Raw genomic sequence first — 13,477 nt, forward strand, 5'->3', positions numbered from 1 at the left:
ATTATGTGCAAATATATAGATATCTTAAAAATAGAGGTTGATTCTGCAGAAGGGTGTACTGAAACAATAGCTATAGTATATGCAATTTTCCGTGCTTCAGAACAGATAAAAGGAGAGATAAAACAAATTCAACTTTATTTAAGTACGAACATAATTAAGGATGCATTAGGGGTAGGTATACCTGGAACTGGGGAAATAGGAATAGAAATAGCAGCACTTAGTAAAATTATTAAAAAATCAGAAAAAAGTTAGAGATATTATCTAATTTTACTAAAGATAAATTAGATAAGGCTAATAAAATAGTTGATAATAAAATTATTAAAATAAGTCAAAAATATGCAGATGAAAAGCTATATAAAAGTGACAAATGGTATGCATAAAAAGGAGTTGAACTCAAAATTTGATTAGAAAAAAAGTGATTTTGAGTTCAATCCCTTTTTATTAGATACAAAAACAAACTATATTAAAATTTATGTTATATTAAAGTTGCAATTATTATAAACAATATTAATTTTTTTATGTAAACTTTAAAATTATATGAAATTGTACCTTATTATTAATTTTATAATATAATAAAAGCAAGAAGAACTACAATCTATTTAGCAAATGTAATTTGTTTCCAAAATATTTGTAATTAGGAATAAGTTTATTAAAAGCTGTGACACTTTGAAATCACAGCTTTTGACTACAATGCTAAATTGAAATTTACCAACTATTCATTATGCTTATTACTTGATACTTTAAACTATAATCTCCATACCATCATAAGCAAAGAAAATATTATCAAGCTCCTTCTCTAATTCACTATAATAACCATAGGATTTCCCCCACATTTCATCAATATGTGTAACTATAACCTTTTTAATTCTGTAATAGTTTTTAATTTCTATAACTTCATCCAAAGTAAATATTTCATCTTTGAATGGTGCATCTTTAAGTTCTGTTCCATCATTTAATATGCCATCATCAGAAACTAAACTGATTATTAAAACATCTGCATTGAAGTACATATCATTATGAGTAAATGGTTTTGGATTACAACAAGCATATATGACTTTTTTATCATTCTCTCTGATAACATAGAACGTTATATTCCTATCTCGGTTGTTGTTAAACAAATCAATATCAAAATTATCTATCTTTATATGAGAAGTTTCATTAACAGAAATGCAGTGTAGAACATCCCCATAATATTTAAGACAATCAAGGTTCATTCGATTTATATCTTCAATCACTTCAGGCAACGCATAAAATTCAATAGGAGTATTTTTATCTGCAATAAAATCATAGCCAATTTTTTCAACGATTCTAATGCCTTTAACGTGGTCTGGGTCATGGTGAGAAATCGAAAGGTGCTTTACTTGTGATATTTTTTGCCTGTTGCAAGCCACTGCAATATCTTCAGGTGTGTCTATCAACATTTTTATATCATCAATATATAGGCTTGGGCCTAAGCGTTCATATCTTCCACCTTTTTGCCTGGCTTCTTCACATATTTTGCATTTACAAAATGAACTTGGAATAATTGACATACCACCACTACCAATAATTTTTAATTTCAAAGTTATCATACCTCCTTATTAAAATATTAGATTATATAAATAATCTACAATTAAAACTGCTTAACAAAATTTTTATTTAGTAGATTATATCATGTATAAATATGAAATAACAGAAATATACGAATAGACTTAAAAATATATTAATACAATGTGCATAAAAAATATCATAAATATATGATAATATAAATACAGTAATACCATTTTATTAATTTTTTGGGTTTTTATATATTTAAGTATTGGGGTGATATAGTTGAACCAAGAGATATTTTTTAAAATAATGAATGAAATATTAGAAAATATTGACGAAGGGGTCCATTTTGTTAACAAAGAAGGGAAAACTATAATCTACAATGATTCTGTACAAAAAATGGAAAAAATGAACAGACAAGATATTTTAACGAATTCATTTTTTGATATAGTCAGCAAAATGAAAATAAATAGAAGTACACTAGTAGAAGTTTTGGAAAAAAGGAAAATTATCAAAGACAATGTTCAAAAATATCTAGATAAAAACGGGAAAGAAATAACAGCAATCAATACTACAATACCAATTGATATTAAAGGGGAATTTGTAGGAGCACTTGAAATATCAAAAAATATGACAACTATAGAAACTTTATTAAACAGAAACTATAAAAAAAATTTAATCAACAAAGTTAATAATCAACAAAAGAGAGGTTATGACTTTGATGATATTTTAGGAGAAAGTAATCTGATTAAAGAGGCAATAACAAAATCTAAGAAAGCCTGTAAGTCTGACGCTTCAGTATTTATATATGGAGAAACTGGAACGGGTAAAGAGTTATTTAGTCAGTCCATTCATTATGGAAGTAATAGAAAAAATTATCCGTTTATAGCACAAAATTGTGCAGCTCTACCAGAGTCACTATTTGAAGGAATACTATTTGGGACTAGCAAGGGAGGATTTACAGGAGCAGTAGATAGACCAGGTTTGTTTGAACAAGCTAACAAAGGAACTTTATTATTAGATGAAATAAATTCCATGCCTATTATGTTACAGGCTAAATTACTAAGGGTTTTACAAGAAGGTTATGTAAGAAGAGTTGGTGGAACTAAGGACATACCTGTTGATGTAAGAATTATTGCAACAACAAATGAAAGTCCAAGAGTTATTTTAAATGAGAATAAAATAAGGAAAGATTTATATTACAGACTTAACATAATTCATGTAGAGATTCCTCCTCTTAGAGATAGAAAAGAAGATATATCTTTGTTATGCAAAAAATTTATTTCAAAGTATAATAAAAAACTAAATAAAAAAGTGGTAGGTATTTCAGATGAAGCTATCAAAATTTTGCAAAATTATGACTGGCAAGGTAACATAAGAGAACTAGAAAACATAATTTATTGTACTATGAGTATGATGGAAGATGAGATACAAATAGAAACAAGTATGATTAATATAAATGACTATTACAATCTTAAAGAGAATAAAGAGAGTAACGATTATTCTTTAAATGATTTGGAGGACAAGACACTTAATAATATTATTAGCGAGATAGAAGAAAAGTATATATGTGAATCATTAAAAAAGACCTCGTATAATATAACTAAGGCTGCATCTATTTTAGGTATGAATAGGCAAAATTTACAATATAAAATGAAAAAATATAATATCAAAGTCTTATAAAGAAGTAAAATAAAAAAGAAAAATAAAGGAGCAAAATTATTATAAAAGAGCAAAATTTTTTGCTCTTTTTTTTATGTTTCAAAATAGATATAATTTTTTATTTATGAAAAAACATAACAAAATAATTATAGTTTCAACGTTTCAAGAAATAGTTACTTTAATTTCAAAGTTGGCATGATTTATGCTTTAACTAATTATTGAGAAGATATAAATTTTTAGGAGGGTGTATATATGAGAAAAGTAAGAGTTGGAATATGGGGATTTGGAGCTATGGGAATAGGTATGGCTAATATGATTCTAAAAAAAGAAGGTATGGAAATAGTATCTGTTTGTAGTAGAAGTACTTCAGGGAAAAGCATGTATGACATCTTAGAAATTGAAAGAGGAGAAAGACCAGAAGTTATTATCAATGGAAATTATGAAGAAGTTTTTAAAGAAAAAAGTGTAGATGTTGTTTTATTAGCAACTGATTCATTTACTAAAAAGGCTTTTGATAAAATAATGTTCTTGTTAAATAGAAAAATAAATGTTATATCAACAGCAGAGCAAATGGCATATCCACAAGCTGATGATGCAGATTTAGCTAAAAAAATGGATGAAGTTGCAAAGGAGAATGGAGTAAGTATACTTGGAACAGGAATAAATCCAGGATTTGTGTTGGATTTACTAGTATTAGCACTTTCAGGAACTTGTGAGGAAGTTACTAGTATAAAAGCTAAGAGAGTAAATGATTTATCTCCTTTTGGAAAATCTGTTATGGTAGAACAAGGTGTAGGAGTAACAAGAGAAGAATTCATAAAAGGTGTAGAAAATAATACTATAGCAGGTCATGTAGGATTTGTAGAATCAATAAATATGATAGCTGATGGATTAGGATGGAAACTAGATAAGATAGAACAAACAAAAGAACCAATAATGACTACAGTAGATAGAAAATCTAAGTATGGAGAGGCATTGGCTGGAAATGTTGCTGGTTGTAGACAATGTGGATATGGATATGTAAATGGAGATATTTTGATTGAAATGGAGCATCCACAACAGATAATACCTGAAGCAGAAGGTATTAAAACAGGAGATTATGTATCAATAAAAGGTATACCAAACATTGATTTACAAATAAATCCTGAGATACCTGGAGGAGTGGGCACTTATGCAATGATAGTAAACTCTATTCCATTAATAATAAATGCTAGACCAGGTCTTAAAACTATGTTAGATATACCAGTGCCTAGAGCAATAATGGGAGATGTAAGAAATCAGATTGAAGTTGAATTAGAGGAAGAATCAAATGCCAATTAATAAAATAATAGCTGGTTAATAAGGAGATGAAAAAATGGATGCTAAAGTTAATGATTGGGTTATTATACACAACATAGTACTGACTCCAGAAGAAAGAGCTCCACAAGTTCCAGAGGATACTAAGAAAGTATCCTTAGAAATGTGGGTTAAAGGATTTATACAAAAAGATGCTTCTATAGGTGATTTAGTAGAAGTTAAAACAATTACAGGTAGACTTGTAAAAGGTAACTTACTTAAAGTAAATCCATATTATACTCATGATTATGGTAAATGTATACCAGAATTACTCCAAATAGGGATACAGGCTAAAGAAATATTATTTGGAGGTGTATATAATGAATAATACAGCATCAATGAAAGATATGAGCTATCAAGCTGTTATGGGAAGAAATAATGAAATAATGAAAAATGCGATTGGATTGGATTACTCTTCTTTTGAACAAGAAGGAATAGGGTTTGATTATGAAAAAATGATGGGTGAAACAGGATATACATTACAGGATATTGAAGCAATTCAGTCACAATATGCTGTTGGAAATACTCTCATAATAGAACTTAAAAATTTGACTAAGTTAGCTAGAAAATGTGCTCCAGAAGGTAAAGGAGCTAGAATATTTGTAAAAGATGAAGCAATGAATGCATCTGGTAGCTTTAAAGCAAGAAGAGCAGCTACTGCCGTATATCATGCTAAAAAAATGGGATACAAAGGTGTAATAGCAGCTACTAGTGGTAACTATGGTGCAGCTGTAGCATCTCAAGCAGCTATGCAGGGTTTAAAATGTATAATAGTTCAAGAATGTTATGATTCTAATGGTGTAGGTCAACCCGAAATTATAGAAAAAGCAAGAAAATGTGAGGCATATGGAGCAGAAGTTATTCAATTAACAGTTGGTCCAGAATTATTTTATACATTCTTAGTTTTATTAGAAGAAACAGGCTATTTTAATGCATCATTATATTCACCATTTGGAATTGCAGGTGTAGAGACTTTAGGGTATGAGTTGGCTATTCAATTTAGAGAAAAATATAAAAAAGACCCTGATGTAGTTGTTTGTACAAATGCAGGTGGAGGTAATCTCACTGGAACTGCAAGAGGATTGATAAAAGCTGGTTCTCTTAATACTAAAGTAGTAGGAGCAAGTGTTGACTTAAAAGGATTACACATGGCTAGTGATAATCAATTTAATAAAAAATCATTTACAACAGGGCATACAGGTTTTGGTATACCATTCTGTACGTGGCCTGATAGGTCAGATGTACCTAGGTCTGCAGCTAGGCCGCTTAGATATATGGATAGATATGTATTAGTAAAACAAGGAGAAGTTTTTTATACAACTGAATTATTGGCACAACTAGAAGGAATAGAAAGAGGCCCTGCAGGAAATACATCTTTAGCAGCAGCATTCTCTTTAGCTCAAGAATTGGATGAAGATAAAGTTATAGTAGTACAAGAAACAGAGTATACAGGAGCAGGTAAACATATATGTCCACAACTTACCTTTGCAAGAGAAAATGGAATAGATATAAAATTTGGAAATCCAAGAGAAGAGATTGCAGGAGTAAACTTAATATTACCAGAAAGGCCAGAATTATTAAAATGCGTTGACATTGATATGAATAAAATAAGAAAATCGTTTATAAAAAATTGTATATCCAACAATAACATTGAGAATGTTGATAATTTAAGTAATCAAGATATAGAGTATTTAATGGAAGAAGTAAAAAGTTCGAGAGATTTTGTTGTTGATACATTAAATAATTTATAATAATTACTAATTTTTAATTTAATGCGAAATAAATAGTCGGAAAATTCAATTAAAATTATACGGATGGGGGAATGTTCATGAAAAAAAGAGAGGATGATTTTGACGTTAGAAGAAAATATCTTCAAGAACTAAGTGATGATGAGTTAAAAGAAAGGTTTTGGAGTTTAGCTACCCAAATAGTAGAGCCAATGATAGACCTTGGCAAAAAGAACACAACACCATCAATAGAAAGGTCTGTTTTGTTAAGAATGGGATTTTCTTCTCTTGAAGTAAAACCTATTTTAGAAGGTGTTATGGAAAGAGGTCTTATAGGTAAAGGGGCAGGGCATGTAGTTTATAAGTTGGCTAAATCTAAAAATATAACAGTTAGAGAAGCTGGTTTATTATTAGTTAATGGTGAATACTGGGATGAAGTTACATGTTTATTTAGAGAAGGGGTAGAATCATGTTAAAGGAAAATAAAAAACTAGATATAGACTATATATTAAAAGATTTGGATAAATATAAACCAAAGAGAAGAGGTTGGGTTTGGAGAGAACATCTGGAAAATCTTGAAATGGGACCTTTTGAATATAAAGACTGTACAAAACCTTTAAAGAAGAGTGTAGGGTTACCATCATCTAAATATTTCAATAATATTGACCCTCAACCAAGCCCCATTATTACTACTGAAATAGCTTCTGGTAGATTTGAAGATGATATAAGAAGAATGAGGATGGCAGCTCATCATGGTGCTGACCATTTAATGGTTATTAGAACCGCTGGGCAATCCCATTTTGACGGACTTATAGAAGGTACTCCTCAAGGTATAGGTGGAGTTCCAATAACAAGAAAACAAGTAAGAGCTCAAAGAAAAGCTCTTGATTTTATAGAAGAAGAAGTTGGCAGACCTATTAATTACCATTCATATGTAAGTGGTGTTGCTGGTCCTGAAGTAGCAGTGATGTTTGCTGAAGAAGGAGTCAATGGAGCACACCAAGACCCACAATACAATGTTCTATATAGAAATATAAATATGATAAGGTCTTTTGTAGATGCTTGTGAAGCTAAAAAAATAATGGCTTTTGCGAATATAGCTCAAATAGATGGAGCACATAATGCTAATGCTACTGCTAGAGAAGCATGGAAGGTAATGCCTGAACTTATGGTTCAACATGCTTTAAACTCTATATTCTCTGAGAAAATAGGGATAGATAAAAGTAATATATGTTTATCAACAGTGCCACCAACAGCTCCTCCAGCACCATGCTTAAGAATAGACTTACCTTATGCTGTTGCACTTAGAGAATTATTTAGTGATTATAAGATGAGAGCCCAAATGAATACTAAATATATGGAATCATCAACTAGAGAAGCAACAGTTACTCATGTATTAAATTTATTAACATCAGTACTAACTAGAGCTGACATACAATCAACTATAACGCCTGATGAAGGTAGAAATGTACCTTGGCATATATACAACATAGAAGCATGTAATACAGCAAAACAAGCCTTAATTGGTATGGATGGCCTTATGGATATGATAGAACTTAAAGATGTTGGTGAATTAAGAGATAAAGCAAGAGAGCTTAAAGAAAGAGCTGTACTATATATGGAAGAAATATTTGAAGTTGGTGGATATTTTGAGTCTGTAGAGCAAGGATTTTTCGTTGATTCTGGAAATTATCCAGAAAGAAATGGTGATGGTATATCTAGAAAAATAAAAGGCGGAGTTGGAGAAGGTACTGTTTATGAAAGAGAAGAAGATTATCTAGCACCTGTAACTGCTCACTTTGGATACAACAATGTAGCTCAGTATGATGAAAATGCTATAGATAATCCATCAATATTAATAGACGGATGCACATTTGAAAATCCAGATAAAATCATATATATTGATGAGCTTGATGATTTTGACAATGTGGAAAACAGACTAAAAGAATCAGAAGAATACAGAAATGGAGATAAAATCAAGCCTGAAATGGAATGGTGTGCAGATGGAATTGTAATGATAACTATGATGTTACCTACTGATAAAAGAACAGCCGAGTTTGCAGCTTTGGAATTTGTAAAGAAAATGAACTTGCAAGAAGTTGAAGTTATAAGTAGAGAAGTGATGCATGAATCTGAAGGTACTAGAATAGAAGTGAAAGGAAGAGTTCCATTCGATATAGATTTAAACAATTTAGTAATACCAGAAGAGCCTAAAGTACTGACTGATGAAGAAATAAGAGCTGATATAGAAGAAAGACCTATGAAAATAGTTTCAGCTACAGTTGGAGAAGATGAACACTCAGTTGGTTTAAGGGAAATAATAGATATAAAACATGGTGGTATTGAAAAGTATGGTATAGAATGTCATTATCTAGGAACTTCTGTGCCTGTAGAAAAATTGGTAGATGCAGCAATTGAACTAAATGCAGATGCAATACTTGCATCTACAATAATAAGTCATGATGATATTCACTATAAAAACATGAAGAAATTACATGATTATTGTGTAGAAAAAGGTATAAGGGATAAAGTAATGATAGCATGTGGAGGAACACAAGTAACACCTGAAATAGCCGTTGAACAAGGAATAGATGCTGGATTTGGAAGAAACAGTAAAGGTATTCATGTAGCCACTTTCTTAGTTGAAAAAAGAAGAGAAATGAATAATGGAAAATAAAAAAATTTCTTTGAAAATAGATGTGTTGGTAGCTGAAATTGGAAGTACTACCACTGTAGTAAATGCTTTCCATAATATTGATACTGAGAATCCTGTATTTTTAGGTCAAGGTCAAGCTCCAACAACAGTGTTTGAAGGTGGAGATGTAAGAAATGGCTTGTCAGGTGCTATTAAGGATTTAGCTAATAAATTATCTGTAGAGGATATAAAGTATAATGATATGTTTGCAACTTCTAGTGCAGCTGGTGGGTTAAAAATGACTGTACATGGTTTAGTATATGATATGACAGTAAAAGCAGCTAAAGAAGCTGCTCTAGGAGCTGGAGCTGTTATTCGTCAAGTAACATCAGGTAGAATTAAAAGAACTGATTTAAATAAAATAAAAGAAATAAATCCAAACATAATTTTAATAGCTGGTGGAGTTGATTATGGAGAAAGAGATACAGCTATTTATAATGCAGAAATGATAGCTTCTATGAATTTAGATATACCAGTTATATATGCTGGAAATATTGAAAATCAAGATGAAGTAAAATTAATATTCGAAGATACAAACTATAAGCTATATATAACAGAAAATGTATATCCTAAAATAGATTTATTGAATATAGAGCCTACAAGAAAAATTATTCAAGGTGTATTTGAAGACCACATAACTACAGCACCAGGAATGAAGTATATTAAAGAAATGGTTAATGAAAATATTACTCCAACACCAGGCGCTGTAATGGAAGCATCTAAATTATTATATAAAAATATTGGAGATTTATTAACTTTAGATGTAGGTGGAGCAACTACTGATGTACACTCTGTTACAGATGGAAGTGACTATATCAATAAAATCTTAGTTAATCCTGAACCTGTAGCGAAGAGAAGTGTTGAGGGGGATTTAGGTGTATATGTAAATATGAAAAATATAGTAGAAGTTATAGGTAAAGAAAACCTACAAAATGAATTATCTATAGACATTGATTCAATAATAGATAATTATCCACCAATACCAAAATCAAAAGAAGAAATCCTATTTGTTGAGAGACTGACAACAGAAGCTGTTATCAAAGCTATGCTAAGACACTCTGGAAAAATAAGAAATATTTATGGAACAACTGGAAAAGTCAAAATTGCAGAAGGAAAAGATTTAACAGAAGTAAGATATATAGTTGGTACAGGGGGAGCGCTTACTAGGCTCCCTAGTAGAATTAAAATATTAAACAGTATGCTTAAATACAATAAAAATAAAGAATTACTATTTCCAAAAGAGAAAACAAAGATATTGATAGATAATGACTATATTATGGCATCTATGGGTGTTTTATCTAAAAAATATGAAGAAGCATCTCTTAAGCTCCTACTGAAAAGTTTAAACTTCAAGGAGGAAAGATTATGTACCCTAGATTAGAAATAGATATAGAAAAGTTAAAACATAATGTCAAAATAATTTCACAGAAGTGTCATGAAAAAAATATTAAGGTATCTTTTGTAACTAAATCATTTTGTGCACAAAAAGAGGTAGTAGAATCAGTATGTTGTGAAGGAATAGACCATATAGCAGATTCAAGGATACAGAACTTAAAAAAATTACAAAATATAAATTTGCCTAAAATGCTGATTAGAATACCCATGATAAGTGAACTAGAAGAAGTTATCAATTATTGTGATATTAGCCTTAACTCAGAACTGGAAACCATAAAGAAATTAAATGAATTGTGTAAAAGTAAAAATATTATTCATAAGATAGTTCTTATGTTTGACCTAGGGGATTTACGAGAAGGATACTTTTATGAAGAAGATTTTTTTAATAGTGTAAGAGAGATAGTAAGATTAAAAAATATTAAAATAATTGGTATAGCTACAAACTTAACTTGTTATGGAGCTGTTATACCATCTAGAGAAAATACAGGCAGATTAGTAAGTATAGCACGAAAGATGGAAGAAGAATTTGGTATAAATGTAGAAATAGTATCTGGAGGTAATTCAAGTTCTATGCATCTAATTATAAGTAATACTATGCCAGAAGGTATTACTAATTTAAGAATAGGAGAATCTATTATACTTGGTAGAGAAACAGCATATGGTAGAAATATACATGGAGCATATCAAGATGTATTTAAATTGGTATGCCAAATAATTGAATGTAAGGAAAAACCATCAGTTCCCATTGGAGAAATAGGGGTTGATGCTTTTAGAAAAAAACCTGTTTATGAAGATAAAGGAATCTTAAAAAGGGCAATTATAGCTATAGGTAAACAGGATATAAATATTGACTCTTTAATTCCAATAGACACTTATATAAAAATATTAGGAGCAAGTTCAGACCACATGATATTAGATGTAAGTAACACAAAACATGATTATAAAGTAGGTGATAATGTGGAATTCTTATTAACTTATGGAGGTATCATGTCATCTAGTACGAGTGAATACGTTTCAAAAAAAATTATAGTGTAGTGTTCAAATAATTAGGAGGAAATTACTTTATGAAAGAGCGAGAATGTAGAAAAGCAAGTCTGTTTGATGCAATGATACCAATTACTTGTTTGATATTATTTTTAAGCCTAGGAGTATTAGTATATGGTTCATCACCTCATGTGCCACTAATAGGAGCTGCAGCAGTAGCAGGACTTGTAGCTGTATATAGGCTTGGATTTAAATGGAAAGACTTAGAGTTAAGTATGTTTAATAGTATAAAGATGGCAATGCAAGCAATCTTGATTATAATTATAATAGGCGTACTTATAGGAACTTGGATAGTAAGTGGAGTAGTTCCATGTATGATTTATTGGGGACTAAAAATTTTATCACCAAATATTTTTTTAGTGGCATCAACATTAGTCTGTGCAATCGTATCTCTTGCAACTGGTTCATCTTGGAGTACAATGGGGACAGTGGGTGTAGCACTTTTAGGAATTGGTCAAAGTTTAGGGATGCCAGTTGGATTAATAGTGGGTTCTATAATATCTGGAGCTTACTTTGGAGATAAACTATCACCTTTATCTGAAACGACTAACTTAGCTCCAGCAATGGCAGGAACAGACTTGTTTACACATATAAAATATATGCTATATTCAACTATACCATCATTATTAATTTGTTTAGTAATTTATGGTGTAATTGGAATGAAGTATTCAGGTCAAGCATTGGATATAAAACAGATAGAACTAATTAGGTCTACATTAGATTCTACATTTAATACTTTATCACCAGTATTATTATTAGCTCCAGTAATAGTAATTGGATTGGTTGTATTTAAAGTTCCTGCTATACCAGGACTTATAGTAGGTGCTGTATTAGGAGTACTGTTTGCAGTAGTTTTCCAAGGAGAATCTATGAAGACAATATTAGATGCGGCACAAAATGGATATGTTTCATCGACACAAATAGAAGAAGTAGATGCTTTATTGTCTAAAGGTGGGATTATGAATATGATGTCTACAGTATCTTTAACAATATGCGCTCTATCTCTTGGAGGTATTTTAGAAAAAACAGGTATGCTTGAAGTGGTAGCATCTTCTTTACTAAGATTAGCGAAGGGTGTATTTGGAACAGTATTATGTACAATGGTAACTTGTACAGTTACTAACATAATAGCAGGAGAACAATACTTATCTATAGTTATACCAGGAAGAATGTATAATAAGGAATATAAAAAAAGAGGTATACACCCTAAAATGTTATCAAGGGCTTTAGAAGATAGTGGGACTTTAACTTCTCCATTAGTGCCATGGAATACATGTGGAGCATATATAACAGCTACATTAGGTGTATCAGCATTAACATATGGTCCATATGCATTATTAAATATTATAAATCCATTGGTATCTCTAGTTTTAATTGCATGTAAGTTTAAAATAGCAAAAATAGAAGATGAACCTGAAACTTGTTTAAATTTTGATGTATGACGTTAATAAGTTTAACTTGACAGTTTTTATATTAACTTATTCTTTTAATATTAAAATTATTTGTATAAATTTTTCATAAAAAGGAGATTTATTTTCAGACTTGCCTTAAAATTAGGCAAGTCTTTTAAACATATATTAGTTAGAGGAGTATTGTGTACTTGATATGGTAAAGAGATAATAATTAACTCGTTGTTATACAATTTATAGAGTGATATAATTTAGGATAAATAAGAGAAGTAGATACAGGGGGAAACACATGGAAATATATGATATATTAACACGTTTTTATATTCAAGATATAGAGAAAGCAATATCTTTTTATGAGAATGTTTTAAAAGAAAAATGTTCTCTACGTTTTTCTTATAAAGAAGTTGGATTGGAACTAGCACAGGTAGGAAATGTCTTACTATTGTCTGGTTCTGATGATGCTCTCAAACCATTTATAGAAACAAAATCTACTTTTATGGTTGACTCTGTTGATGAATGGAGAAGTTATCTATTAAAGAATGGAGCAGTTGTGGTAAGAGATAAGAAAAAAGTTCCTACAGGATATAATATGACAGTAAAACATCCAGATGGCACAATTGTAGAGTATGTTCAACATACAAAATAAGATTAGTTAAAAATAGAATAGAAGATTATTACAT

12 protein-coding genes are annotated in these 13,477 nt (G+C 30.2%); 11 read left to right on the forward strand and 1 reads right to left on the reverse strand.

Going from position 1 to position 13,477, the window contains the following annotated elements; translation table 11 throughout:
- The first annotated feature begins 3 nt into the window (after window positions 1-3).
- Window positions 4-252: a hypothetical protein gene (locus tag ACTG46_RS02520; protein ID WP_479923530.1), complete on the forward strand. Its 249-nt coding sequence runs from the start codon at window positions 4-6 to the stop codon at window positions 250-252.
- 488 nt (window positions 253-740) lie between these two features.
- Here ACTG46_RS02520 and ACTG46_RS02525 read toward each other — a convergent pair whose 3' ends face one another.
- Window positions 741-1,562 carry an MBL fold metallo-hydrolase gene (locus ACTG46_RS02525; RefSeq protein ID WP_479923531.1) on the reverse strand — a complete coding sequence of 274 codons (822 nt, stop codon included), beginning with the start codon at window positions 1,560-1,562 and terminating at the stop codon, window positions 741-743.
- 250 nt (window positions 1,563-1,812) lie between these two features.
- On the opposite strand from ACTG46_RS02525, the gene ACTG46_RS02530 reads away from it, so the two are divergent.
- From ACTG46_RS02530 to ACTG46_RS02575, 10 genes are all read left to right on the forward strand, one after another.
- Window positions 1,813-3,213: a sigma-54 interaction domain-containing protein gene (locus ACTG46_RS02530; protein ID WP_479923532.1), complete on the forward strand. Its 1,401-nt coding sequence runs from the start codon at window positions 1,813-1,815 to the stop codon at window positions 3,211-3,213.
- A gap of 231 nt (window positions 3,214-3,444) precedes the next feature.
- On the forward strand, window positions 3,445-4,512 hold the full coding sequence (gene ord / locus ACTG46_RS02535; RefSeq protein ID WP_074179981.1) for a 2,4-diaminopentanoate dehydrogenase: 1,068 nt from the start codon (window positions 3,445-3,447) through the stop codon (window positions 4,510-4,512).
- 34 nt (window positions 4,513-4,546) lie between these two features.
- Window positions 4,547-4,855: a 2-amino-4-oxopentanoate thiolase subunit OrtA gene (gene ortA / locus ACTG46_RS02540; protein ID WP_021382991.1), complete on the forward strand. Its 309-nt coding sequence runs from the start codon at window positions 4,547-4,549 to the stop codon at window positions 4,853-4,855.
- Window positions 4,848-6,278 (forward strand): 2-amino-4-oxopentanoate thiolase subunit OrtB, encoded by a 1,431-nt coding sequence (gene ortB, locus ACTG46_RS02545; RefSeq protein ID WP_479923533.1) that lies wholly within the window; start codon window positions 4,848-4,850, stop codon window positions 6,276-6,278. The genes ortA and ortB overlap by 8 nt, the downstream gene beginning before the upstream one ends.
- A gap of 77 nt (window positions 6,279-6,355) precedes the next feature.
- Window positions 6,356-6,730 (forward strand): ornithine aminomutase subunit alpha, encoded by a 375-nt coding sequence (locus tag ACTG46_RS02550; RefSeq protein ID WP_479923534.1) that lies wholly within the window; start codon window positions 6,356-6,358, stop codon window positions 6,728-6,730.
- Complete coding sequence (gene oraE, locus ACTG46_RS02555; RefSeq protein ID WP_219673831.1) at window positions 6,724-8,931, forward strand: D-ornithine 4,5-aminomutase subunit OraE; 2,208 nt, start codon at window positions 6,724-6,726, stop codon at window positions 8,929-8,931. The genes ACTG46_RS02550 and oraE overlap by 7 nt, the downstream gene beginning before the upstream one ends.
- Entirely contained in the window at window positions 8,921-10,330 is a 1,410-nt protein-coding gene (locus tag ACTG46_RS02560) for a GlmL-related ornithine degradation protein (protein WP_054268960.1), read from the forward strand. The genes oraE and ACTG46_RS02560 overlap by 11 nt, the downstream gene beginning before the upstream one ends.
- Entirely contained in the window at window positions 10,315-11,379 is a 1,065-nt protein-coding gene (gene orr / locus ACTG46_RS02565) for an ornithine racemase Orr (protein WP_219673832.1), read from the forward strand. The genes ACTG46_RS02560 and orr overlap by 16 nt, the downstream gene beginning before the upstream one ends.
- A gap of 29 nt (window positions 11,380-11,408) precedes the next feature.
- Window positions 11,409-12,830, forward strand: coding sequence for a Na+/H+ antiporter NhaC (nhaC, locus tag ACTG46_RS02570; protein WP_219673833.1), 1,422 nt, complete (start codon window positions 11,409-11,411; stop codon window positions 12,828-12,830).
- Window positions 12,831-13,086: 256 nt separating this feature from the next.
- Complete coding sequence (locus tag ACTG46_RS02575) at window positions 13,087-13,443, forward strand: VOC family protein (protein WP_219673834.1); 357 nt, start codon at window positions 13,087-13,089, stop codon at window positions 13,441-13,443.
- The last annotated feature ends 34 nt before the right edge of the window (window positions 13,444-13,477 follow it).

This window comes from Clostridioides sp. LIBA-7678 (genome assembly GCF_056716065.1).

Coding starts and splice junctions, on each gene's coding strand:
- ACTG46_RS02575 (WP_219673834.1), top strand. CDS start 13,087: ATGGAAATATATGATATATTAACACGTTTTTATATTCAAGATATAGAG.
- orr (WP_219673832.1), top strand. CDS start 10,315: ATGTACCCTAGATTAGAAATAGATATAGAAAAGTTAAAACATAATGTC.
- nhaC (WP_219673833.1), top strand. CDS start 11,409: ATGAAAGAGCGAGAATGTAGAAAAGCAAGTCTGTTTGATGCAATGATA.
- ACTG46_RS02560 (WP_054268960.1), top strand. CDS start 8,921: ATGGAAAATAAAAAAATTTCTTTGAAAATAGATGTGTTGGTAGCTGAA.
- ord (WP_074179981.1), top strand. CDS start 3,445: ATGAGAAAAGTAAGAGTTGGAATATGGGGATTTGGAGCTATGGGAATA.
- ortB (WP_479923533.1), top strand. CDS start 4,848: ATGAATAATACAGCATCAATGAAAGATATGAGCTATCAAGCTGTTATG.
- ACTG46_RS02520 (WP_479923530.1), top strand. CDS start 4: ATGTGCAAATATATAGATATCTTAAAAATAGAGGTTGATTCTGCAGAA.
- oraE (WP_219673831.1), top strand. CDS start 6,724: ATGTTAAAGGAAAATAAAAAACTAGATATAGACTATATATTAAAAGAT.
- ortA (WP_021382991.1), top strand. CDS start 4,547: ATGGATGCTAAAGTTAATGATTGGGTTATTATACACAACATAGTACTG.
- ACTG46_RS02550 (WP_479923534.1), top strand. CDS start 6,356: ATGAAAAAAAGAGAGGATGATTTTGACGTTAGAAGAAAATATCTTCAA.